Source organism: Mesorhizobium album (assembly GCF_033977205.1).
Taxonomy (GTDB): domain Bacteria; phylum Pseudomonadota; class Alphaproteobacteria; order Rhizobiales; family Rhizobiaceae; genus Mesorhizobium; species Mesorhizobium album.
In genome coordinates this window covers 16,313-38,931 of record NZ_JAVIIW010000051.1, presented here as the reverse complement: position 1 = coordinate 38,931, position 22,619 = coordinate 16,313, and the positions used below count along the sequence as shown (strand labels likewise).

Below are 22,619 nucleotides of genomic sequence, written 5' to 3'. Positions count from 1 at the left end.
TATATTGTAGTGGCAAAGACAGGAGATCGTTCAGATGAATCTTCAGATACGGGACCCGCGGGCAAGGGAACTCGCCCGGCAGCTGGCTGAAAGGCGCAAGATCTCGATGACCGAAGCGGTCATCGAAGCGCTCGAATCCGAGCTGCAGCGCGGGCGCGAACAAATTCCGCTGGCTGAGCGGCTGGCCGCCATTTCACAAGACTTCAGATCCAAGGCAGGCAACGGCGGCAGGGCCTTGAGCAAGGATGAGATCGACGAGATGTGGGGACATTCCTGATGTTCGTCGACACGTCGGTGGTTGTCGCAATCCTGGCAGGTGAGGACGACGCCGCCGAGTGGAGCAGCAAGATCGAGAAGTCACCAAGGAGGATAACGTCCCCACTGGTTATGCTGGAGGCTGCGATGCGACTCTCCTCGCTGCTGGCGGTGGAACCCATCGTGGCGGAAACAGCGATCGAGGCCTTTCTTCGAGAGGCCGAAATCGAAGTCGTCCCGATCGAAAGCGGCGATGCGAAACTCGCGATCCGGGCCTTTTGTGATTATGGGAAGGGTCGCGGCCATCCGGCCCAACTCAACCTCGCCGACTGCCTGTCATATGCTTCGGCGAAAAGTCGCGGAATGGCCTTGCTCTACAAGGGCAATGACTTTTCGCACACCGATCTCGCGTGATCGGAACGAAATTCACTTCCCCAGCTCTATCGACCTGAGCCGCGCCGCTTCCACCGCGTCGGTCAAAAGCTTCGTCAGCCGGTCTTCGCCCATCAGCACCGCAAGTGCCGCGGCTGTCGTGCCGTTCGGGCTGGTGACCTGCTGGCGCAGGACGCCCGGCTCCTCGTCGCTTTCGGCGGCAAGCGAGGCGGCGCCATAAACGGTCTGCATGGCGAGCAGCTTGGCTGTCTCGGCCGGCAGCCCGGCCTTCTCGGCGGCCACCGTCAGCGCTTCGATGAAATGGAAGATGTAGGCCGGGCCGGAGCCGGAGACCGCGGTTACGGCATCCATCAGGCCCTCATCGTCGATCGTCGTGACGACACCGCTCGCCGAAAGCAGCTCGGCGACGAAGCGCCTGACGTCGTCCAGGACCAGCGGGTTGGAAAACACCACCATCATGCCCTTGCCGATCGCCGCCGGCGTGTTCGGCATGCAGCGGATGATCGGCGCAAGCTCGCCGAGGATTTCCTCGAAGGTAGCGACCGGCGTGCCGGCGGCGATGCTGAGGAAGGTGGTCCTGCCGTCGGCGAAGCACTTGTAGGCAGCGAGCACATCGCGGATGACCTGCGGCTTCACGGCGATGACGACGAGATCGGGCACGGCATCGGCCGGAATGGCGGAAGCGTCGGCGGCGGCGCTGCAGCCAAGGTGTTCGGCGCGCTTGCGCAATTCGGCATTGGGCTCGACCACGAACACCGCCGACGGCTCCAGCTTGCCGGATTTCAGCCAGCCCGAGAGCATGGCGTATCCCATGTTGCCGCAACCGGCGAGAACGAGCCTGATGGTCATGAGAGCCTCCATGAAACAGCTTTCCTTAGACGCTTGCGCGGCGGCGGGAAAGTCCAGTCTCAAGCAGATCGATCGGCCAGCACGATGGCAATGCCGGGAAGAAAGTGCAGCGATCATCCGTCCGGAACCGCGGAGATAAAAACGGCTGGAGCACATCAGCGGACATTCTAGCAAGCGCCCAACGCGCCGTTCTGCGGCTTCGGTGGCGGTTCGTGGAGCGCCGCGGATTGAGGCAAGATACTGTGCGTCCCGAACCCGAAATTAACCTTTTGTTTTCCATGCCTGTTTAGCGTGACTTAACGATTGGCCGACCGCCGCCCGCAAGCCGCCAGAGAGTAAGTTCCAGGACAATGGTCGACAGGGATAACCATGAGGATTGGAGGCGCGAGCGCTCTTTGCTCGCGCTTGCCCAGGTCCTGCGTGGCGAGGACAGCGCGGATGCTTCGCTTGTCACTATCGGCGACAAAGCCGACCCGTCATGGCGCAAGGACGCCGCAGCGCGTCACCGCGCCGCGCGCTTGGAGCGGGAATGGCGGCTGACCCTGCAGCCAGATTATCCTTCGCCGGCCGCGTTCGAACCTCGCTTTGCCGAACCTCGCTCCGCAAGCCGGCCGCCGGCTGGGGACGATCCCGACACGCAGGAATGGAAGCCGCTGATCGACCCGATGCAGGTCGTGCGCGGCATCACACGCTCGCCTATCGCATCGCCGCTTCCGGCACCGCCCGTCGCGCCGGCCGCGATCAATGACGTCAGTCGCCCGGGGTTCCTGCGGGCGCTGGCCTCGGCATTGCGCTACCTTGTGCGTCGCGGGCCGGCTGAACCGGCCGATAAAGGTGCCGTCCCAGGTGAAAGCGCCCGGCGCGTGCAGGAGGCTCGTTCTTCCCATCCGGAAAAGCCGCAGCAGCGTGACGTGCGGCCGCCGCCCGCGCGAATGTCCTTTGCATATCAGCCGGACTGCGAGCAGCCTGACCCGCATGACGATGCGTATTCTCAGCCTCCAATGCCGGCAGCGGCCTCCCCGCAGGCCGACCAGCAGAGCCAGATAGACGAGATCCGGACCGGCCTGCGCGAATTCCGCGAGGCGGTGCGCGATCTGACCGAAAGCCGCACGCGCCGCCGCTATTTCTAAAACGCTCCCTGCCGGTTAAAAGCGTGCCGGTTTCGAGTTTACGGCATGCGACGGCGCTTTGGCGGGATTGCCCGGCCGAATTTTCGTGAAAATGCCGTTCCCAAACGAACGGTGTTGAAGGTGAATTATGGCCGAAGTGATTGACGGAAAGAGCGTCGCCGAGAATGTGGTCAACAAGGTCAAGGCGCTGACTGCCGAGCTGTCGGCCAAGGGCGCAACCAGGCCCGGCCTGGCGGTGGTGATCGTGGGCGAGGATCCGGCGAGCCAGGTGTATGTCGCCTCGAAGTCGCGCACGGCCAAGGAGTGCGGCTTCCTTTCGCTTCAGCACACGCTGCCGGCCGAAACCACCGAGGAGCAGCTGCTGAAGCTCATCGGCGACCTCAACGCCGATCCCTCGATCCACGGCATTCTCGTGCAGCTGCCGCTTCCGGGCCATATCGATTCCGGCAAGGTCATCCAGACGATCGCGCCGGAGAAGGACGTCGACGGCTTCCACTTCATCAATGTCGGCAAGATCGGCACCGGCGAGCTGGAGACTGCCTTCGTGCCTTGCACGCCGGCGGGCTCGATGCTGCTGATCGAGCGGGTGCGCGGCAAGGATCTTTCCGGCCTCAATGCCGTCGTCGTCGGCCGCTCCAACATCGTCGGCAAGCCGATGGCCAATCTCTTGCTTGCCGCCAACTGCACGGTCACCATTGCGCATAGCCGCACCAGGGACCTGCCGGCGCTGGCGCGCACCGCCGATATTTTGGTGGCTGCCGTCGGCCGTCCGGAAATGGTCAGGGGCGATTGGGTGAAGCCCGGCGCCACCGTCATCGATGTCGGCATCAACCGCGTTCCCGCGCCCGAGAAGGGCGAAGGCAAGTCGCGGCTGGTCGGCGACGTGGCCTATGCCGAGGCGGCGAAGGTCGCCGGCGCCATCACGCCGGTCCCCGGCGGCGTCGGACCGATGACCATTGCCATGCTGATGGCCAACACTGTAGCTTCCGCCTACCTCGCGGCCGGGTTGAAGCGGCCGTCCTTCTGATCGGAAAGCTTGATCCTTGCCGAACCTGATTGTCCCCGTCGAACGGCCGGTCACGAACGATCCCGTTCAGGGCGGCCGCCAGTTCGGCTTCCTGCTGGTCGACAAGTTCTCGATGTTCTCGCTGGCCGCGGCGATCGACTGCTTCCGCTCGGCAAATCGTCTGCTTGGCCGCGATTTCTACGGCTGGACGACGATTTCGGCCGATGGCGACGCGGTCATGGCGTCCAACGGCCTGCCGCTCAAGATCGACTATTCCGTCGCCGACATGCCGCCCGTCGACATCCTGTTCGTCTCGGTCGGGCTCACCACCGAGTTTCCCGGCAAGAGCAAGGTGCTGGCGGCATTGCGCAGCTCGGGCCGGCGCGGCAATGCGCTCGGCGCGCTGTCGGTCGGTTCCTATCTGCTGGCCGAGGCCGGACAGCTCGACGGCTATCGCTGCACCATCCACTGGGAAAACCGCGCTGGCTTCATGGAGCGCTTCCCCGACATTACCTGCACCGGCAATGTCTTCGAGATCGACCGCAAGCGCTACACCTGCGCCGGCGGCACCACCTCGATCGACCTGATGCTGGAGATCGTGCGCGGCGATTTCGGCTCCAATCTTGCCAATGGCGTCGCCAACCAGTTCCAGCACGAGCGCATCCGTTCGGCCGGCGACCGCCAGCGCGTCGGGCCGGAGCGCGATCTCACCGGCAAGTCGGAGAAGCTGAGGCGCATCGTCGAATTGATGGCCGACCATCTCGACGAGCCGCTGTCGGCGGTGCAGCTCGCCAAGTCGGCAGGGCTTTCGGTGCGCCAGGTCGAGCGCCTGTTCCTGCGCCATCTGAGCGTCACGCCCGGCCGCTACTACATGCGGCTGAGATTGGAGCGGGCGCGCGAATTGCTGCGCCAGACCAACATGCCGATCCTCGACGTGGCGATCGCCACCGGCTTCACCTCGCATTCCTATTTCGCGCAAAGCTACCGGCTGCAGTTCGGCCGCCCACCCTCCGAAGAGCGCCGCACCACCTATTGAGTGACTTCGCCGGCCATCGGACTTGTCTCTGAGGGTTGCGTCAAATAGCTTTCCCGGTGCGGACAGGGGGCTCATTCAGGAGATTTTCATGGCGGGACTGGCACGGAGCGTCGCTGCGGCGATCCTCCTTTTGTCGATGACCAGCTTTGGCTTTGCCGCCAACAAGGTCATCATCATTCTCGATGCATCGGGCTCCATGTGGGCCCAGATCGACGGCAAGCCGAAGCTCGAGATCGCGCGCGAATCGCTGCGCACGGTGCTGCAGTCGGTGCCGGCCGACGACGAGATCGGTTTCATGGCCTATGGCCATCGCCAGAAGGGCAGCTGCGAGGACATCGAGCTGATCGTGCCGCCGCAGGCGGGTTCGGCGAGCGCGATTTCGGCTGCCGCCGACAGCATGAAATTCCTCGGCAAGACGCCGCTGACGGCGGCGGTTAAGCAGGCGGCCGAGGCGCTGAAATACACTGAGGACAAGGCCACCGTCGTCCTCATCACCGATGGGCTCGAGACCTGTGGCGGCGATCCTTGTGCGTTGGGCAAAGAGCTGAAGGAAACCGGCGTCGATTTCAGAGCCGATGTGGTCGGCTTCGGCTTGAGCGCCGACGAAGGCAGGCAGATCGCCTGCCTGGCCGAGAACACGGGCGGCAAATACATCCAGGCGTCCGACGAAAAGGCGCTGCAGCAAGCGCTGGTCGAGACGGTTGCGGCACCGGCTCCTGCGCCCGAGCCCGCTCCGGCCCCAGCACCGGCGCCTGCGCCCGAACCCGCCAAACCTGCGTTCAATTTCACGCCGAGCGTCGTCATGGCCGAGGGCGGCTCCGAGATTTCCAACAACAGCAATGCCTGGGAGATCTACAAAGCCGATACGGACGGTACGCGCGGCGATCAGGTCATGACCGAGTATGGCGATCTCAAAACCAACCTTGAGCCGGGCGACTACATCGTCATCGCGCGCGACGACGAGGCAAGGAGCGAGCAGAAGATCAAGATCGAGGCCGGCAAGACCTACGATCCGCTGTTCACCCTGAACGCCGGCACCTTGGTCATCCACCCGCATGCGAGCCAGGGCTCGGAGATCAGCGGTGAGGCGCGTGTCGACTTCGCCTATCCGGGCGGCAGCACCACCCATTACGGCGACGCCAAGGCGACCGTACCCGCCGGCGAGCAGAAGGTGACGGTGCAGATCGGCGCCGGCACCGCGACCGAGACCGTCCAGCTTGCCGCCGGGCAGACGGTCGAGAAGGATGTCGTCGTCGGCGTCGGCCATGCCGTGCTCAACGCCTACTACACCGCCGGCGGTGACAAGGCCGACAATTCCGGCATCGGCTTCGAGATCGTCAAGGCCAAGAAGAAGATCGACGGCTCGCGCGAAAGCGTCGAGCATTCCTACGGTCCCGACAGCAAGTTCTGGCTGCCGCCGGACGATTATGTCGCGCTCACCACGCTCGATCTTGCCGTCTCAGAACAGCCCTTCAGCATCAAGGCCGGCGACAACCAGGACATCAAGGTCACGCTCGACGCCGGCGTGCTGGCGATGTCGGCGCCAGGCGCCTATTCGATCGAGGTGCTGTCGTCGAAGAAGGATATCGAAGGCAAGCGCAAATCGCTGGGCTTAAGCTATGGCGACAGCTGGCAGCAGACGGTCCCTGCCGGCGACTATGTCGTCATCCGGCACATGTCAGCCGAAGGCCAGGAGAAGGAGGTGCCGGTGACGATCAAGGCCGGCGCGCGGACCGAGATCACCGTCCAGTAAGGATTGCTGTGCGAATGCAAAAAGGGCGAGTCCGAGCCCAGCCTCTAACCAAATGTGGAAAATGTGCCCGCGGCATATTGGGTAGGCCTTTAGCCCATCCCGCCTTTGGGTAAGTTTTCTGCCTGGCCGTCTGCCACTCCGACTCTGGCTTTGTAATCCAAGTTAGTGTAATCCTATTTACCGTAATCAGGAATACGCTAATGTTCATAGGACGCATCCACGAGATTTCCCGGCTCATCAAGGAATTCTCCTTCACCAGGCCCTCCTTGCTCGTGGTGTATGGACGGCGCCGGATCGGAAAGTCCGTGCTGCTCAAGGAAGCCGCCAAGGACCGTCCACATGTTCTCTATCAAGCAACGCGTGTCACTCCCACTCTGAATCTGGATGGCTTCAAGGCTGAAATCGCCCGCTCGCTCGGTGCCGATCCCCTGTTGGACGGCCTCGGCGATTGGTTGGGCGTGCTGACGTACCTCGCCCGCAAGGCTGAGGAAATGCCTGGACTGATCGTCGTACTGGACGAATTCCCCTACCTCGTCGAGGGCGACCCTGCGCTGCCATCGATCATCCAAAAATTCTGGGACGCGGTCGTCGCCGACGAGGGCAAGCTGAACTTGGTGCTCTGCGGGTCGATGATTGCCCAGATGGAGGACTTGTTGGCCGAGAGAAACCCACTCTATGGGCGCCAAACACTATCTCTGGAAGTTAAGGCGCTCCCGCTGCGGGACGCGGCCAGGTTCTTCCCAGAATACCCGGCCGAGGATCGCACGCTCGCCTATGCCATCTTCGGTGGTATCCCCTTCTACCTCAAGCTCTGCGATCCGAGCGCAAGTCTCAAGGAGAACGTCACCAATTTGCTGCTTACCGATGCCGGGACGCTGGTAGACGAACCAAATGTCCTGCTCCAATCGGAACTTCGGGAGACCCAACGTTACGCCAGCATTCTGGCGGCGATCGCGGACGGCTGCACCAAGCTCGGCGAAATCGGAGGCCGTGTCCGGGACATCAAGGATTCCGTTTCGCTAAGTCCCTACATGAGGCGGCTCGAGCGTATGCGACTGGTTCGGACCGTACATTCTCTCGATGCCAGCCCTAAGTCACGAGATACGCGGTATTTCGTGGACGATCCACTTGTTGCCTTCTGGCATCGGTTCGTCCGGCCAAATATGTCAAGTGTGATGCAGGGCTTCGGTCACGATATTTGGCGACACCAAGTGGCGCCGCAGCTGGACGAGTACATGGTCGGCGCGTTCGAGGAAATCTGCCGAGGGCACGCGCGCCGCCATGCGCAGGAGGCTCTCCCGTCTCCAGCCCAGGAGATCGGTCAAATCTGGAGTGCCGACTACGACATCGATGTAGCCGGGCGCTTGCTCGACGGATCGGTGCTATACGGCGAGTGCAAGTGGCGCCGCGGAGTGATCGGGGCGGATGTCCTCGGGACGCTGATCGAGCGCGCCGGACGCACTGAGTATGGCCGTGGCATAGAAGATCGCCACTTCATCTTATACGCGCGCACTGGTTTCAAGGCAGGTGTCCACGAACGTGCCAAGGAAGACGGGCGAGTTGTGTTGATGACGCCCAACGCAATGCTCGCCCTCTAATACCTTCAGGCATGTGGTTGACCCGCATCTGCCCGACCATGGTCGCGGTTCGTTCTGGCAGATGAACTTGGCAGGCACTTTCGTAACGATGGGCGGAAGCAGGCAACCCGAGCTAACCGTCGGCGAAAGGCGGCCCCTTTCCAAGGCAACGTTCAGGGGAACATCGGATCAGCCGTCGAAGTATCGATAGTGGTTTGCCTATTTCAGATTCCTTCAGCGAGAGAAAATCCCTTAGATCCTTGCGACCTATGGGATGCAGCAGAAACTTCAACTAAGATTCCACAATTTGGTTAGGGGCTGGGGGTTCCCAGCCGCCCTTTTATGAAGCGCGTTGGGATCAGGCGTTTGCGAACGCGGCGGCGCCATGGTCGGCGCGGCCGACCAGTTGCCTGAACCCGGCAAACAGCTCGCGTCCGAAGCCGAACTCGTTGCCGACGAGATCGGCATCGGCCGTGCGGCGCAGCGCGAACTCCGCGCCCGGCACCAGCACTTCGAGCGTGCCGGCCTCGGCGTCGAGCCGGATGATGTCGCCGTCATGGATCCTGGCGATCGGCCCATCCTCGACCGCTTCCGGCGTCACATGGATCGCCGCCGGCACCTTGCCGGAGGCGCCCGACATGCGCCCGTCGGTGACCAGCGCGACACGCTGGCCGCGGTCTTGCAGGATGCCGAGCACGGTGGTCAGCTTGTGGAGCTCGGGCATGCCGTTGGCCTTCGGCCCCTGGAAGCGGATGACGGCGACGAAGTCGCCGGTCAGCGTGCCTGCCTTGAAGGCATCGTTCAGCGCCTGCTGGCTGTCGAACACTTTCGCCGGCGCCTCGATGAAGCGGCGCTCCGGCTTGACGGCCGAGGTTTTGATGACGGCATGGCCGAGATTGCCGGCGAGCACCTTCAGGCCGCCGGTCGGCTGGAACGCCTTCTTGAACGGCGCCAGCACCTTCTCGTCGCCGCTCGTGAGCGGGGCCACCTCGCGCAGCACGCTGCCGTCGGCGGCGAGCTTCGCCTCGACCGCATAGGGCCGCAGGCCTTCGCCCCAGACCGTCTGCACGTCCTCATGCAGGATGCCTTCGTCGAGCAGCTCGCGGATGAGGAAGCCGAGACCTCCGGCGGCGTGGAAATGGTTCACGTCGGCGAGCCCGTTCGGATAGACCCGCGCCAGCAGCGGCACGGCTTCCGACAGGTCGGAAATATCTTGCCAGGTCAGTGAAATGCCGGCTGCTGCTGCCATCGCGATGAGGTGGATGGTGTGATTGGTCGAGCCGCCGGTGGCGTGCAGGCCGACCACGCCGTTGACGATCGAGCGTTCGTCGATCATGCGCCCGACCGGCGTGTAGGCATTGCCGAGCGCGGTGATGGCGAGCGCCCGCTTCGCCGCTTCCTTGGTCAGTGCATCGCGCAGCGGCGTGCCCGGATTGACGAAGGAGGCGCCTGGCATGTGCAGGCCCATCATCTCCATCAGCATCTGGTTGGAATTGGCGGTGCCGTAGAAGGTGCAGGTGCCGGGCCCATGATAGGATTTGGACTCCGCTTCGAGCAGTTCGGCGCGGCCCGCCTTGCCCTCGGCATAGAGCTGGCGGACCTTGGCCTTCTCATCGTTCGGCAGGCCCGACGTCATCGGTCCGGCCGGGATGAAGACCGCCGGCAGGTGGCCGAAAGTGAGCGCGGCGATCACCAGCCCAGGCACGATCTTGTCGCAGACGCCGAGGAAGACCGCTGCGTCGAACATGTTGTGCGAGAGGCCGATCGCGGCCGCCATGGCGATCACGTCGCGCGAGAACAATGACAGCTCCATGCCTGGCTGGCCCTGGGTCACGCCATCGCACATCGCCGGAACGCCGCCCGCCACCTGGGCAATGCCGCCGGCCTCGCGCGCCGCTTCCTTGATCAGCGCCGGAAAGGTCTCGAAGGGCTGATGCGCCGACAGCATGTCGTTGTAGGAGGTGATGATGCCGAGGTTCGGCACGCGGTCGCCGCCGAGCGCGACCTTCTCCGACGGGCTGCAGACGGCAAAGCCGTGGGCGAGGTTGCCGCAGGAGAGCACCGCGCGGTTGGCGGCGCTGCCGGATGCGTCCGCGATGCGGCCGAGATAGGCCTCGCGGCCGGCTTTCGAGCGTTGGCGGATGCGTTCCGTGATGGCTTCGATGTCGCGTCTGGCTGTCATGGTCGGTCCTTTCGAGCCCCGGAAACGTCCTCCCCTGCCTCCGGGACTTCTTTTCGAGAAAATCAGGGTGCCCAGAACACCTCTGTCGGTATCGGTGCCGCTTCGAGCACTGTGCGGATGGGCTTTTTCACGCCCGCTCCCATCGCGTCGTCGAAGGCGGTGCGCTTGTCCTCGCCTTCGATGTGGAGCGCGATGAAGCCGGCGGCAACGATCCGCGCCATCGACAGCGTCAGCCGCGGCTCGCCGGCGCTTTGCGCATGCACCGGCAGCACGATGCGCTGCGAGGACGGGTCGAGCAAATCAGTAAGATTGCCCGCATCGGGAAAGAACGAGGCCGTGTGGCCGTCGGCGCCCATGCCGAGCACGACGACGTCAAGCGGCCAGGCCAATGACTTCAGGGTCTCGCTGCCAGAAGCGGCCGCGGCCTCGATGCTGGCCGCGTCATGGCAAAGCGGCACGAAGCGCGCCGCGGCGGCCTTGTTCTGGAGCAGGTTGGCCGCCACCAGCCCGGCATTCGAGCGCGGCGAAGAGGGCGGCACGAAACGCTCGTCGACCAGCGTCACCGTGACCTTGTCCCAGGCGATCGGGATCGAGGAGAGCGCGGCGAAGAACTTTGCCGGGGTCGTTCCGCCGGATACCGCGAGCAGCGCTGTGCCGCGCTCGGCGATCGCCTTGGTCAGCCGGGCGACGACATTGCCGGCAAGTGCGGCCGCCAGCTGCTGGCGGTCGGCAAAGCCGTTCCAGGCGTAAGCTGCCTCGCTCAGTTGCTCTCGTGCCATGTCCGTCCGTCGCGTTCGATGAGCGCAATGGAGGCCGAAGGCCCCCAGGTACCGGCCGTATAGCCCTGCGCTTCCTGCCTGGCGCTTTCCCAAGCGTTCTGGATCGGGTCGATCCACTTCCAGGCCGCCTCGACCTCGTCGCGGCGCATGAACAGCGTCTGGTTGCCGCGCACCACATCCATGATCAGCCGCTCATAGGCATCAGGTGCGCGGCTGCGGAAGGATTGCGCGAAGCTCATGTCGAGCGAGATCTGGCGCAGCCGCATGCCGCCCGGACCCGGATCCTTGATCATGATGTACTGCTTGACGCCTTCGTCCGGCTGCAGGCGGATGACGAGTTGGTTGGCGAAGATCGGCCCGGCGCTGTCGCCGAAGATGGAATAGGGGATCGGCTTGAACTCGATGACGATCTCCGAAACACGGGTCGCCAGCCGCTTGCCGGTCCTGAGATAGAAGGGAACGCCGGCCCAGCGCCAGTTGCCGATCTCGGCCTTCACGGCAACGAAGGTCTCGGTATTGCTGTCCTTGCCGAGTTCCTCGACATAGCCCTTCACCGGCCCGCCGGCGGAGGCGCCGGCGCGATACTGGCCGCGCACGGTTTGCTTCGGCGCCTCGTTGCCATTGATGCGCTTGAGCGCCCTCAGCACCTTCAATTTCTCGTCGCGGACCGCGTCCGCGTCCATCGACGACGGCGTTTCCATGGCGACCAGGCAGAGAAGCTGCAGGATGTGGTTCTGCACCATGTCGCGCAATGCGCCGGCCTTGTCGTAATAGGTAACGCGGTCCTCCAGGCCGACCGTCTCGGCCACCGTGATCTGCACATGGTCGATATGGGCCGAATTCCACAGCGGCTCGTAGAGCGCGTTGGCAAAGCGCAGCGCCATCAGGTTCTGCACCGTTTCCTTGCCGAGGTAGTGATCGATGCGGAAGATCTGGCTTTCATGGAAGTCGTCGCCCACCGCGTCGTTGAGCGCCCGCGCCGAAGTCAGATCCCGGCCGATCGGCTTCTCCAGCACGATGCGCGAGTTCGGCGTGATCAGCTTGTGCTCCCTGAGCTGGTGCGAGATGTCGCCGAACAGGGCAGGCGCCACCGCCAGGTAGAAGGCGCGGATGCGCTCGCTGTCGCCGATCGCCTTCTTGAGCTTGTCGAAGCCGACGCCGGTGGTGGCATCCGCCGAGACATAAGAAAGGCGGGCAAGAAATGTGTCCAGTTCCTTCGGGTCGATGTCGGCCGGCTTCACATGGTCCGATATCGCTTTCTTGGCGAAGGTCTGGAATTCGGCATCGCTCATCTTCGCGCGCGACGTGCCGATGATGCGCGTCGGCTCGCAAAACTGGTGGTCGCGCTGGCGATGGTAGAGCGAGGGCAGAAGCTTGCGTTCCGACAGGTCGCCGGTGCCGCCGAAGATGATGAAGTCGAAAGGGTCGACGGGGATGATCTGGCTGGTCATGGTCGGTCCGATTTGATGCGGTCGCCGGTAGCGGGGCTGATATATTCTAATCGATTTAAATCGTCCAGTGCCAAGGTGTCACATCAAAGGCCAATCGCTGGAGATTGATTGGGTCCACACATGCCCCTCGATACTGGCGCTTGACACTGGCGCTACCGGGAGGCTTGTCGGCAAGCGATGGCTTCCGGCAGCGTTCGCGTCTGCAACATAGAACGTGAATGTGACGAAAGCCAATGCATGTCGCCCAAAAGTGCGCAGCGGTTTTGGGTAAACGACATGCATCGGAAAAATGCATGTCGCCCAAAAGTGCGTAGCGGTTTTGGGTAAACGACATGCATCAGAACTAAAGGCTCGATCTCCATGAGCGGGAAAACCATGCGTCTGGAAAACAAGGTTGCCATCATCACCGGCGCGGCGTCGGGTTTCGGCAAGGGCATGGCGACGCGCTTCGCCGAAGAGGGCGCGCGCGTCGTCGTCGCCGATCTCAACGCCAAGGGCGCCGAGCGCGTGGCGCAAGAAATCGGCGAGCGCGCGATCTGGACCCAGACGGATGTCTCGCAGCGCTCCGAATTCGACGAGATGGTCTATGCAGCCAAGAGCGCCTTCGGCCGCGTCGACATCATGGTCAACAATGCCGGCTATACCCATCGCAACGGCGACATGCTCAGCGTCGACGAGGAAACCTTCGACCTGATCACCGCCGTCAACATGAAGGCGATCTACCATGCGGCCCTTGCCGTCGTGCCGATCATGGATCGGCAGGGCGGCGGCGTCATCCTGACCACGGCCTCGACCGCCGGCATCAGGCCCCGGCCGGGCCTTACCTGGTACAATGCCTCCAAGGGCTGGGCGATCACCGCCACCAAGTCGATGGCGGTCGAACTCGCGCCGAAGAACATCCGCGTCAATTGCCTCTGCCCAGTCGCCGGCGAAACCGGCATGCTGGAGAAGTTCATGGGCGCCGATACGCCGGAGATCCGCGAGAAATTCCGCGCCTCGATCCCGCTTGGCCGGCTCTCTACGCCGCTCGACATCGCCAATGCGGCGCTCTGGCTGGCTTCGGACGAGGCGGCCTTCATCACCGGCGTGGCGCTGGAGGTCGATGGCGGGCGCTGCATCTGAGCTGCCGCTCCAGCGCGAAACGGCTTGGCGGCTCACGGCATTTGCGGCTGGCTCAGCCGAGGAAACGGATCACGCGCCGGTCTTGACGTAGCTCTTGTAGACCCAGCCGTGCTTGCCGTTGTAGATGATCTCGCACCATTTCTTGCAGCCCACGACCTGCACCGATGCCTTGGCTGGCACGGTGACGATTGCGGCAGCACCGTTCTTCGGGCCGGTGCGCATGGTGACCGCTCGCAGAATCCGTCCGTTGGCAGCCGCACCGACGTTCTGAGGCTCCGGCTTATCCTGGGCCGCGTCGTCGGTTGCCGCCGGCTGAGCCTCGGCAACCTGCGGCTTTGCGTCCGGTATGGCCGCGGTCTGGGCGCCGTCCATCTTGTCTTCCGGCTTCTTCGCATCCGCTGATTGGTCAGCCGTCGGCGCGGGCGACACGACCTTGGACAACACGGTTGAGGCATCGGTCTCGGCACCGGATTCGGCGAAAGCCGTCTTGGTGGTCTTCTGCTCGGTCGGCGCATTGGCGGGTGCGGAGTTGGCGGCAGCGGAGGCCGAAGCTTGCGCAGCACCCGGATCGGTCCAGCGCGGGTTGTTGGGCGCCAGCGCGGGAATCGCGGCTTCGCGGGCCGCGGTGACGGGTGAAACCGCATCGGCCTTGCGCGCGGCCTGCGGAGCCGCGATGGAGACAGCTGCACTCGCCACGGCCGGAGTGATCTTCGCTGTCTTGACTGGGACCGCAGGCACCTGTGCTGCGCTCGCGATCGCCTGCCGTTCGTTGGCCGGCAGGGCCAGCCAAAGCGCCAATGCAGCGACGCCTAACAACGCCACGGTACCGACGGCCGCTATCACCAGATGCGCGTTCGACTGCAGACCCTGCCAGAACGAGGGCCGCATGTCATAGCCGAACTGCACTGCAAAGCGCCGTCGTTCCGGCGCTCCGAAACTGAAGGGCACGTTCACTTAAACCACCTCCAACAACCGGGCCGACGTTCTTTCGATCGTGCCGCAAACAAGTTTGCGGTGGTCGGCATCGGTCCCGAAATTCCAGCGGGCAAGCCCGCGCAAATCCCCGTTTATCGCCCAGAACCGGCATCTTTTGCCGCCGATTATGGCATCACTGCGCCCTTTTGCGAAATTCTGCGCTTTCGTTAAGGATTCTGCAACGTGACGCAAGGGAAGCGGACTTGTTGAATCAGCCGCTTCTGCTGATGTCCGGCTTCAGATCCGGTCGCGCAGCGCGAACCAGTTGAGCGCCAGAAACAGGAGCGGCGCGCGAAAACGGCGGCCGCCTGGGAAAGCGGGGATCTTCAGGTCCTCGATCAGCTTCAGCCGGTCGCGGTTGCCGGCGACCGCCTCGGCGTAGAGCTTGCCGAAGAAGTTCGAGAGCGTCACGCCGTGGCCGGAATAGCCGCCCACAGAGATCACCTTCGGCATCACCTCGCGCACGAAAGGCTTCCTCGGCAGGGTGATGCCGACATAACCGCCCCAGCCATGGGTGATCTCGACATCCTTCAGCGCCGGATAGAGCTCGGCGATCTGCCGGCGGATGTGGATATGGATGTCCTTCGGATCGTTGACGGCATAGACCTCGCGGCCGCCGAACAGAAGCCTGCCGTCCTTCGACTTGCGTAAGTAGCGCACGACGAAGCGGGAATCGTCGACCGACTCGCCGCCCGGCAACACCTTGGACTGAGCGCCGAGCGGCACGGTGGCGCCGATGAAGGAGCCGATCGGCATAATGTGCGCCGCGCTCACCGGCTCCAGCTTGCCGCCATAGGCATTGACGGCAATCAGGCATTTCTCGGCTGAGATCGTGCCTTTTGGGGTGGTCACCTTCACCTTGCCGCCGCTGGAGGTAACGCCGGTCGAGGGCGTCCGCTCGAACAGGTGCGCGCCGGCCGTGGCAGCAACCTTTGCTGTACCGATTACCAGCTTCAGGGGATGGATATGCCCGGTCCCGGTATCGCGCGTGCCACCGAAGTAACGCGTCGAGCCCAGCCGTTCGGCAGTCTCGTCGGCGTCCATGAAGGAAATATGAGGGTAGCCGAAACGGGTCGCCATGATTTCCGCATGGGCCTTGTAGTCGTCGACATAGCGCCTCTTGTGCGCCACCGACAGCTGACCGGGCATATAGTCGATCTCGATCTTGTTGGCCGCCGCGAAGTCGAAAAGATGCGACTTGGCCTCTTCCGCCAGATCGAACAGCGCCTTGGCGCGGGAGAACCCTAACTCAGCTTCCATCTCTTCGGCCCAGGCGCGCTGGCCCGTGCCAAGCTGGCCGCCATTGCGCCCGGATGCGCCGTCGCCAAAACGGTACGCGTCGATCAGCACGACATTCGTGCCCGCCTTGGCAAGATGTGCGGCCGCCGACAGCCCGGTGAACCCGCCGCCGACGATGACCACGTCGCACTGGCGATCGCCGTCAAGCACCGGATATTCGGGACGCGGTCCGGCCGTATCCTCGTACCAGGAACGGCCGGGGGAGATGGGGGATTGGTAGGGCATGGGAACGCCAGTGAATGGTGAAACGCAAGTGAATGATGAATAGTGAATGGTGAATGGCTTTGCGAAAGCGCGCTGGCTGCGTTCACCCGTCCAATATAAAACTACTCACCATTCACTATTCACCATTCACGCGACGAGGTCGCCGCTCACACATTCAGCAACAAATACTCCCGCTCCCACGGGCTGATCACTTCCATGAAGGTCTCGAACTCAGCTCGCTTGATCGCGGCGTAAGTGGCTGCGAAGGATTTGCCGACGATGGCGCCGAGCTCCTTATCGGCCTCGAAGAGGTCGACGGCCTCGAGCAGGCTGCGAGGCAGGTCGATTTCATCCTCGTTTGCGGTCGTCAGGACCGGCGGCTCCGCCTTGATCTTGTTGTTCATGCCGATCAGCCCGCAGGCAAGCGAGGCGGCGAGCGCCAGATAGGGATTGGCGTCGGAGGACGGGATGCGGTTCTCGACGCGCCGCGCTGCCGGATCCGAGCGCGGTACGCGGAAGGCCGTCGTGCGGTTGTCGTAGCCCCATTTGTTGTTGACCGGAGCCGACGCCGCCTGCGTCAGCCGGCGATAGGAGTTGACGTAGGGCGCCAGCATCACAAGTGCGTTTGGCACATGCTTCTGCATGCCGCCGATGAAGTGGAAGAACGCGTCGGTCTCGGAACCGTCCTCGGCCGAGAAGATATTCCGGCCGGTCTTCTTGTCGATCACCGACTGGTGGATGTGCATGGCCGAGCCTGGCTGCCCCTGGATCGGCTTGGCCATGAAGGTGGCGTAGATCTCGTGCTTCAGCGCCGCCTCGCGGATCGTGCGCTTGAACATGAACACCTGGTCGGCGAGCTCGATCGGATTGCCGTGGCGCAGGTTGATTTCGAGCTGGCCGGCGCCTTCCTCGTGGATCAGCGTGTCGATCTCCAGCCCCTGCCGCTCGGAGAAATGGTAGATGTCATCGATCAGCTCGTCGAACTCGTTGACGCCGGCGATCGAATAGCCGGCGCCGCCGCCGATCGGCCGCCCCGAGCGCCCGACGGGCGGCGTCAGCGGATAGTCCGGATCGGGGTTCTTGCGCACCAGGTAGAATTCGATCTCGGGCGCCACCACTGGCCTCAGGCCCAGCTCGTCATAAGCGGCCAGCACCCGCTTCAGCACATTGCGCGGCGTGAACTCGACCGAGCGGCCGTCCTGGTGGACGAGGTCGCAGATCACCGCGGCGGTCGGGTCTTCCTCCCAAGGCACGACGGTCAGTGTCGACAGGTCTGGGAGCAGCTTCAGATCGCCGTCGTCCTCGGGATAGTGGAAGCCGTTGCCGTCTTCCGGATAGCCGCCGGAAATCGTCGTCATGAATACCGCAGAAGGCAGCGCCAAGGAGGTGTTGGAGGTGAATTTCTTCGACGGCATCATCTTGCCGCGGGCAACGCCGGCCTGGTCCGGCGTGATGCATTCGATGTCCTCGATGCCACGCCATTCCAGCCAGGCGCTGGCTTCCCTCCAGTTTTTCACACCGCGTTGGCTTTTCAGGAAGGCAGGCGTGCGTGCGCGTCCCCCCCGGCTCGACGGACGGACTTCCCTTTTTTCAGGCGGCATCATTCACCAGATTGTGTTGCGGATTTCGAAGTATAGCCGGGCGCCGAGGGGGAAGGGAAGGGGAGGTGCCAGAGCCCCATAGGCGAACGCCAACTGCGGTCCATCCGTGTCGCCGCAACTGCCTTCCTGCTGGCGGTGCAGCGCGACAAGGTCTAGATGAGCCTGTAAGTAAGAAGGGTCTGCCTATGTCCGCTCCACGTTTGACCACGATCGGCTTCGATGCCGACGACACGCTGTGGCAGAACGAGCAGTTTTTCCGCATGACCGAGAAGCGCTTTGCCGCCTTGCTGGCCGAGCACGGCGACCATGAGCATATCGCGGCAAGGCTGCTCGAAGCGGAAAGGCGCAACCTCGCCCTCTATGGCTTCGGCATCAAGGGCTTTACCCTGTCGATGATCGAGACGGCCGTCGCGATCACGAACGGTGAGGTGCCTGGTTCGGTCATTGGCGAAATCCTGGCTGCCGGCCGCGAGATGCTCAGCCATCCGATCGAGGCGCTGCCGCATGCGCGCGAGACGGTCGAAAAGCTGGCGGGCTCCTACCATCTGGTGCTGATCACCAAGGGCGACCTCTTCGACCAGGAGCGCAAGCTTGCGCAGTCTGGAATGGGCGACCTCTTCGATGCCGTCGAGATCGTCAGCGACAAGAGCGCCGCCACCTATGCCCGCATCTTCAGCCGGCATGGCGACGGTCCGCACAAAAGCATGATGGTCGGCAACTCGCTCAAGTCCGATGTGGTCCCCGCCATCGAGGCCGGCGGCTGGGGCATCCATGTGCCGCACGAATTGACCTGGGCGGTCGAACATGCCGAGGCGCCCGTCGCGGCGCCGCGTTTTCGCGAGATCACAGATCTCGGCGAGTTGCCGGCGCTCGTCGAGGTCATCGCGAAGGCCGGCTGAATCCGTTCAATCTAGAGCAATTCCAGGAAAAGTGTGAAGCGGTTTTCCGTCCGGAATTGCCTAAGGACTAAGCGCTAGCGTGGTTCGCCCTTTCCCTGAAACGGTGAACCGCTCTAGCCGCGGCCGACCAGGCGATCAATCACAGGCTGCAGTCTCTCGGGTGTGATCGGCTTGGCAACCACCGCGTCGACCACGCTCGACAAGCCAAGGCTGTCCGGCGTGCCAGTCCTGGTTGAGAGCAGGATCACCGAGGGCAGCGCCGTGCCGGAAGCGCGCCGCAATGCGTCGATGCCGGACAACAGCCCGTCGCAATCGCTGTTGTTGGGACCGCCGTCAAGGATGACTGTTCCGGGGACCGGGCCGGCCAGAGCCTTCCCGGCCGTCTCGGGTGATTCCGAAATCGGTCTCAGCCCGGACTTCTCCACGATCTTCGACACCACGACCCTGTTGATCGACGATTTTCCGACTACGAGCACCTTGGAAAGATCCGCAGGCAGCCGGGCCGCCGCGTTCATTGGTTTTCGAGGATCTTCACGATCGGTGGGGCACATGGCGGGCGGGCGCTCTGGTTCAATGCAGGGTTGAAACCTGAGCGCAATTGGCGCGAGATCGCCAGCGGTGTCAAGCAGAAACAGTCGAAAACGACAATATAACAAGAAAGGCTAATATTCGTCGCAAGTCCTACCCGTTACGTCGGATTGAATTCGAAAAAAAAAGATAGTCTCCCTAGCGTATAGCGCACGGGAGACGCTCGCGGAGATTGTTTGACGTAACGTCAACTGTTCCTCTGGTTGGTGACGATCACCGGGATCAAAAGATCACCCCAGTTGCCGTCCCCGCCATGGTGCCTGGCCGAACGCACCAGTTCCACGGACACGCCTGCCTCGACTGCCTTCATCACCGACTGGTTCAGTCTGTGCAGATCGTTGGCGAGCATGCGGATCGTCGCCTGCTGATCGACGCTCATCGTGCTCGATTGTTCCTCGGCCCGTTCCTTGACGCGGCTTATCGACGCCATTGCTCTTCTCCTCGAAATAAGTGCCCGTTGGGCGTTTCCTCTTATATTGTCGTTTTTACTCGGCCGCCGGCCTGAACTGGGCGTGCTCGGTCGATTCATGCATGGCTGTGGTCGAAGACTGGCCGCCGGTGATCGCCATCGAGACGGCATCGAAATAGCCGGTGCCGACCTCGCGCTGATGCTTGGTCGCGGTGTAGCCGTGGGCCTCCGCCGCGAACTCGGCTTGCTGCAGTTCCGAATAGGCCGCCATCTGGCGGTCCTTGTAGCCGCGGGCCAGTTCGAACATGCCGAAGTTCAACTGGTGGAAGCCGGCGAGCGTGATGAACTGGAATTTGTAGCCCATCGCGCCGAGCTCCTTCTGGAACTTCGCGATGGTCGCGTCGTCCAGGTTCTTCTTCCAATTGAACGACGGCGAGCAGTTGTAGGCGAGCAGCTTGCCCGGATGATGCTTGCGCACGCCCTCGGCGAACTTCTTCGCCTGCTCAAGATCAGGCTTGGAGGTTTCGCACCAGATCAGGTCCGCATGCGGCGCGTAAGCGACGGCGCGCGCGATACAGGGCTCGATGCCGTTCCTCACATGGTAGAAGCCTTCCACCGTGCGGCCCGCGTCGTAATCCACGAAAGGCCGGTCGCGCTCGTCGATATCCGAGGTGAGGAGCTTCGCCGCTTCCGCGTCGGTGCGCGCGACGACCAGCGTCGGCGTGCCCATCACGTCGGCAGCAAGCCGCGCCGCGTTGAGGTTGCGGATATGGGCCGCGGTCGGGATCAGAACCTTGCCGCCGAGATGGCCGCATTTCTTCTCTGATGCCAACTGGTCCTCGTAATGGACGCCCGCGGCGCCGGCCTCGATGAAGGCCTTCATGATCTCGAAGGCGTTGAGCGGCCCGCCGAAGCCGGCCTCGGCGTCGGCGACGATCGGCGCGAACCAGGTGTCGACCGAAAGCCCTTGGCCCTCGGACGTTTCGATCTGGTCGGCGCGCTGAAGCGTGCGGTTGATGCGCTTGACCAGCTCCGGCGCCGCATTGGCCGGATAGAGCGACTGGTCCGGATACATGGCGGACGCTGTGTTGGCGTCGGCCGCGACTTGCCAGCCCGACAGATAGATCGCCTTCAGGCCGGCCCTGACCTGCTGCATGGCCTGGTTGCCGGACATGGCGCCGAGCGCATTGACGAAGTCTTCCTCATGGATGAGCTTCCACAACCTATTCGCACCATTTTCGGCAAGCGTCTGACGGATCTGGACCGAGCCGCGCAGCCGCTTCACATCCTCCGGCGAGTAGGGGCGCTCTATGCCGTCGAAACGGCCTTCCGACGCGGAGGGGACGAGGTTGTAAAAATCAGTCATCGGTTGCTCCAGATCGTTCTCGCTTCTTCGAGCGGCCCCCTTTGGGAAGATGTTCCGGGCCGCCGGTGTGTGACATCATTTACATTGCGGCGCGAAAAGAGCTAGGAAAACCAAGGTTTTTCCGCGAAAATAAGGGAAAATCTGTGTTGTGTTTGACAGGTCGGCAGTGTAAATTTGTCACGATTGTAAAGGTCAGGTGCGCAGCGCGCGCCCGACTTCATGTAAAATCTTGTCAAGGACAGTCGATTGGCCGACCAGAAAATCTTTGCCGGGCCGCGCATCCGCCGGCTTCGCAACGCCAAGGGCCTGACCCAGACGGCGATGGCCGAAGGGCTGGGCATCTCGCCCTCCTATCTCAACCTCATCGAGCGCAACCAGCGGCCGCTGACGGTGCAGCTGATCCTCAAGCTGGCGGCTGTCTACAAGGTCGACCCGCACGAACTGCAGGGCGAGACCAAAGGATCGATCGCGGCGCTGAAGGAGGTGTTCGGCGATCCGCTGCTGGCCGGCGAGCTCCCAGGCGACCAGGAGCTGATCGACCTCGCCGAGATCGCGCCGAACGCTTCCGCCGCGATGGTGAAATTGTTTCGCGCCTATCGCGAGCAGGCCGAGCGGCTGTCGGACCTCAACGAGCTTCTGGCGCGGGAGGGCCGGGCGACCGCGCTGTCCGGCACGCGCCTGCCGGTCGACGAGGTGCACGAGGTGCTGGAACGGCGGCCCAATCACTTTGCGGCGCTCGAGGAAGAGGCGGAGGCCTTCACCTCGGTGCTCGATCCCGGCGACGACCTGTTCGGCGCGCTGAAGGCCTGGCTGAAACGCGAGCACGGCATCGTCGTCAAGGTGCTGCCGGTCGCCACCATGCCGAACTGGCGCAGGCGCTATGACCGCCACTCGCAGCGCCTCTTCCTGTCCGAGCGGCTGTCCCCCTTCGATCAGCTGCGCGAAGTCGCCATGGAAGCGAGCCTGATGCGCATGACGGTGGCCGTGGCGGCCGAGATCCAGGCGTTGAAGCTCGGCACCGACGAGGCACGCCGGCTCGCCCGCTTCGAGCTCGGCCGCTATGCCGCGCACGCGCTGATGATGCCCTATCAGGCCTTTCATGCGGCGGCCGTCCGCGCCCGCTACGACATCGACGTTTTGCGCTCCCGCTTCGGCGTGTCCTTCGAACAGGCGGCAAATCGCCTGACCATGCTGCAGCGGCCGGGCGCCTCTGGCGTGCCGTTCTTCATGCTGGAGGTCGACAATGCCGGCAACCGCTTCCGCAAGGCGGGCAGCCAGGGCTATCCGCAAAGCCGCTTCGGCGGCGCCTGCCCGAAGCTCCCCGTCCATGCCGCCTTTTCGCAGCCGGGCCGGATTCTGGTCGAGGCGGTGGAAATGCCCGACGGCGCAGAGTTCCTCTGCATCGCCCACACGCTCGAAGGGCCGCAAGGCGCCTTCTCGGAGCGCCCGCGGCGCACCGCGCTTCTGCTCGGCTGCGACATCGGCTTTCGCGACGAGATCGTCTACAGCGCGGCGCTGCCCGGGCCGGCCGCCGGCAAGACCGCGCAGGGCGCGGCATTCGCAACGCCGGTCGGTCCGGCCTGCAGGCTGTGCGAGCGCGTCGGGTGCCTGGCGCGCGCCGAGCCGCCCGTCACCCGCCCGCTCGGCCTCGACGAGATGGTGACGGGCCTCAGCGCCTTCGATTTCCAGGGATAGTGCCGCAGCGTTTTGGGTGAAAAACGCGTGGCTTTGTCCCACATTTCAGC

At 63.5% G+C, this 22,619-nt stretch carries 20 protein-coding genes; 10 read left to right on the top strand and 10 right to left on the bottom strand.

The features are described 5' to 3' along the window. Positions 1-34: 34 nt before the first annotated feature. Both RFN28_RS29275 and RFN28_RS29270 read left to right on the top strand, forming a co-directional pair. A complete protein-coding gene (locus tag RFN28_RS29275) occupies positions 35-277 on the top strand; it encodes a type II toxin-antitoxin system VapB family antitoxin (RefSeq protein ID WP_040970444.1) in 243 nt (80 codons plus the stop codon). Further along, positions 277-669 carry a type II toxin-antitoxin system VapC family toxin gene (locus tag RFN28_RS29270; protein ID WP_320290615.1) on the top strand — a complete coding sequence of 131 codons (393 nt, stop codon included), beginning with the start codon at positions 277-279 and terminating at the stop codon, positions 667-669. The genes RFN28_RS29275 and RFN28_RS29270 overlap by 1 nt, the downstream gene beginning before the upstream one ends. Positions 670-681: 12 nt before the next feature. Here RFN28_RS29270 and proC read toward each other — a convergent pair whose 3' ends face one another. Next, positions 682-1,497, bottom strand: coding sequence for a pyrroline-5-carboxylate reductase (gene proC, locus RFN28_RS29265; RefSeq protein WP_320290614.1), 816 nt, complete (start codon positions 1,495-1,497; stop codon positions 682-684). A gap of 395 nt (positions 1,498-1,892) precedes the next feature. On the opposite strand from proC, the gene RFN28_RS29260 reads away from it, so the two are divergent. The 5 genes from RFN28_RS29260 to RFN28_RS29240 all read left to right on the top strand — a co-directional run bounded on the left by RFN28_RS29260 (position 1,893) and on the right by RFN28_RS29240 (position 8,020). Further along, a complete protein-coding gene (locus tag RFN28_RS29260; protein ID WP_320290613.1) occupies positions 1,893-2,627 on the top strand; it encodes a hypothetical protein in 735 nt (244 codons plus the stop codon). A gap of 127 nt (positions 2,628-2,754) precedes the next feature. Next, positions 2,755-3,654: a bifunctional methylenetetrahydrofolate dehydrogenase/methenyltetrahydrofolate cyclohydrolase FolD gene (gene folD, locus RFN28_RS29255; protein WP_320290612.1), complete on the top strand. Its 900-nt coding sequence runs from the start codon at positions 2,755-2,757 to the stop codon at positions 3,652-3,654. Between the two features lie 16 nt (positions 3,655-3,670). After that, positions 3,671-4,669 carry a GlxA family transcriptional regulator gene (locus RFN28_RS29250; RefSeq protein WP_320290611.1) on the top strand — a complete coding sequence of 333 codons (999 nt, stop codon included), beginning with the start codon at positions 3,671-3,673 and terminating at the stop codon, positions 4,667-4,669. An 88-nt stretch (positions 4,670-4,757) separates the two neighbouring features. Next, complete coding sequence (locus RFN28_RS29245; RefSeq protein ID WP_320290610.1) at positions 4,758-6,422, top strand: vWA domain-containing protein; 1,665 nt, start codon at positions 4,758-4,760, stop codon at positions 6,420-6,422. Between the two features lie 200 nt (positions 6,423-6,622). Then, positions 6,623-8,020 carry an ATP-binding protein gene (locus RFN28_RS29240; protein ID WP_320290609.1) on the top strand — a complete coding sequence of 466 codons (1,398 nt, stop codon included), beginning with the start codon at positions 6,623-6,625 and terminating at the stop codon, positions 8,018-8,020. Positions 8,021-8,357: 337 nt separating this feature from the next. Here the strand turns inward: RFN28_RS29240 and edd are convergent, their stop codons facing one another. The 3 genes from edd to zwf all read right to left on the bottom strand — a co-directional run bounded on the left by edd (position 8,358) and on the right by zwf (position 12,411). Further along, the gene (gene edd / locus RFN28_RS29235; protein ID WP_320290608.1) at positions 8,358-10,181 is read right to left on the bottom strand and encodes a phosphogluconate dehydratase; all 1,824 of its coding nucleotides are present in this window, start codon (positions 10,179-10,181) and stop codon (positions 8,358-8,360) included. Positions 10,182-10,243: 62 nt separating this feature from the next. Continuing rightward, a complete protein-coding gene (gene pgl / locus RFN28_RS29230; protein ID WP_320290607.1) occupies positions 10,244-10,960 on the bottom strand; it encodes a 6-phosphogluconolactonase in 717 nt (238 codons plus the stop codon). After that, positions 10,942-12,411: a glucose-6-phosphate dehydrogenase gene (gene zwf, locus RFN28_RS29225; RefSeq protein ID WP_320290606.1), complete on the bottom strand. Its 1,470-nt coding sequence runs from the start codon at positions 12,409-12,411 to the stop codon at positions 10,942-10,944. The genes pgl and zwf overlap by 19 nt, the downstream gene beginning before the upstream one ends. 375 nt (positions 12,412-12,786) lie before the next feature. Between zwf and RFN28_RS29220 the strand changes: the two genes are divergently transcribed. Further along, complete coding sequence (locus RFN28_RS29220; RefSeq protein ID WP_320290623.1) at positions 12,787-13,533, top strand: SDR family oxidoreductase; 747 nt, start codon at positions 12,787-12,789, stop codon at positions 13,531-13,533. Positions 13,534-13,602: 69 nt separating this feature from the next. Here the strand turns inward: RFN28_RS29220 and RFN28_RS29215 are convergent, their stop codons facing one another. From RFN28_RS29215 to RFN28_RS29205, 3 genes are all read right to left on the bottom strand, one after another. Then, positions 13,603-14,487 carry an SH3 domain-containing protein gene (locus RFN28_RS29215; protein WP_320290605.1) on the bottom strand — a complete coding sequence of 295 codons (885 nt, stop codon included), beginning with the start codon at positions 14,485-14,487 and terminating at the stop codon, positions 13,603-13,605. A 258-nt stretch (positions 14,488-14,745) separates the two neighbouring features. After that, positions 14,746-16,032 (bottom strand): NAD(P)/FAD-dependent oxidoreductase, encoded by a 1,287-nt coding sequence (locus RFN28_RS29210; protein ID WP_320290604.1) that lies wholly within the window; start codon positions 16,030-16,032, stop codon positions 14,746-14,748. A 146-nt stretch (positions 16,033-16,178) separates the two neighbouring features. Then, entirely contained in the window at positions 16,179-17,615 is a 1,437-nt protein-coding gene (locus RFN28_RS29205) for a glutamine synthetase family protein (protein ID WP_430679144.1), read from the bottom strand. A 182-nt stretch (positions 17,616-17,797) separates the two neighbouring features. On the opposite strand from RFN28_RS29205, the gene RFN28_RS29200 reads away from it, so the two are divergent. Then, the gene (locus RFN28_RS29200; protein ID WP_320290602.1) at positions 17,798-18,511 is read left to right on the top strand and encodes an HAD family hydrolase; all 714 of its coding nucleotides are present in this window, start codon (positions 17,798-17,800) and stop codon (positions 18,509-18,511) included. Positions 18,512-18,624: 113 nt separating this feature from the next. On the opposite strand, the gene RFN28_RS29195 is transcribed toward RFN28_RS29200, so the two are convergent. From RFN28_RS29195 to aceA, 3 genes are all read right to left on the bottom strand, one after another. After that, the gene (locus tag RFN28_RS29195; protein ID WP_320290601.1) at positions 18,625-19,026 is read right to left on the bottom strand and encodes a response regulator; all 402 of its coding nucleotides are present in this window, start codon (positions 19,024-19,026) and stop codon (positions 18,625-18,627) included. Between the two features lie 260 nt (positions 19,027-19,286). Further along, positions 19,287-19,529, bottom strand: coding sequence for an SMc00767 family acetate metabolism repressor (locus tag RFN28_RS29190; protein ID WP_320290600.1), 243 nt, complete (start codon positions 19,527-19,529; stop codon positions 19,287-19,289). A gap of 55 nt (positions 19,530-19,584) precedes the next feature. Further along, complete coding sequence (aceA, locus tag RFN28_RS29185) at positions 19,585-20,874, bottom strand: isocitrate lyase (RefSeq protein WP_320290599.1); 1,290 nt, start codon at positions 20,872-20,874, stop codon at positions 19,585-19,587. 246 nt (positions 20,875-21,120) lie between these two features. Between aceA and RFN28_RS29180 the strand changes: the two genes are divergently transcribed. Then, positions 21,121-22,569 carry a helix-turn-helix domain-containing protein gene (locus tag RFN28_RS29180; RefSeq protein WP_320290598.1) on the top strand — a complete coding sequence of 483 codons (1,449 nt, stop codon included), beginning with the start codon at positions 21,121-21,123 and terminating at the stop codon, positions 22,567-22,569. The last annotated feature ends 50 nt before the right edge of the window (positions 22,570-22,619 follow it).

Bases quoted from the DNA above. Each gene is read 5' to 3' on its own strand.
- RFN28_RS29275 (WP_040970444.1), top strand. From the start codon at position 35: ATGAATCTTCAGATACGGGACCCGCGGGCAAGGGAACTCGCCCGGCAG.
- RFN28_RS29270 (WP_320290615.1), top strand. From the start codon at position 277: ATGTTCGTCGACACGTCGGTGGTTGTCGCAATCCTGGCAGGTGAGGAC.
- proC (WP_320290614.1), bottom strand. From the start codon at position 1,497: ATGACCATCAGGCTCGTTCTCGCCGGTTGCGGCAACATGGGATACGCC.
- folD (WP_320290612.1), top strand. From the start codon at position 2,755: ATGGCCGAAGTGATTGACGGAAAGAGCGTCGCCGAGAATGTGGTCAAC.
- RFN28_RS29245 (WP_320290610.1), top strand. From the start codon at position 4,758: ATGGCGGGACTGGCACGGAGCGTCGCTGCGGCGATCCTCCTTTTGTCG.
- RFN28_RS29240 (WP_320290609.1), top strand. From the start codon at position 6,623: ATGTTCATAGGACGCATCCACGAGATTTCCCGGCTCATCAAGGAATTC.
- edd (WP_320290608.1), bottom strand. From the start codon at position 10,181: ATGACAGCCAGACGCGACATCGAAGCCATCACGGAACGCATCCGCCAA.
- pgl (WP_320290607.1), bottom strand. From the start codon at position 10,960: ATGGCACGAGAGCAACTGAGCGAGGCAGCTTACGCCTGGAACGGCTTT.
- zwf (WP_320290606.1), bottom strand. From the start codon at position 12,411: ATGACCAGCCAGATCATCCCCGTCGACCCTTTCGACTTCATCATCTTC.
- RFN28_RS29220 (WP_320290623.1), top strand. From the start codon at position 12,787: ATGCGTCTGGAAAACAAGGTTGCCATCATCACCGGCGCGGCGTCGGGT.
- RFN28_RS29210 (WP_320290604.1), bottom strand. From the start codon at position 16,032: ATGCCCTACCAATCCCCCATCTCCCCCGGCCGTTCCTGGTACGAGGAT.
- RFN28_RS29205 (WP_430679144.1), bottom strand. From the start codon at position 17,615: ATGATGCCGCCTGAAAAAAGGGAAGTCCGTCCGTCGAGCCGGGGGGGA.
- RFN28_RS29200 (WP_320290602.1), top strand. From the start codon at position 17,798: ATGTCCGCTCCACGTTTGACCACGATCGGCTTCGATGCCGACGACACG.
- RFN28_RS29195 (WP_320290601.1), bottom strand. From the start codon at position 19,026: ATGAACGCGGCGGCCCGGCTGCCTGCGGATCTTTCCAAGGTGCTCGTA.
- RFN28_RS29190 (WP_320290600.1), bottom strand. From the start codon at position 19,529: ATGGCGTCGATAAGCCGCGTCAAGGAACGGGCCGAGGAACAATCGAGC.
- aceA (WP_320290599.1), bottom strand. From the start codon at position 20,874: ATGACTGATTTTTACAACCTCGTCCCCTCCGCGTCGGAAGGCCGTTTC.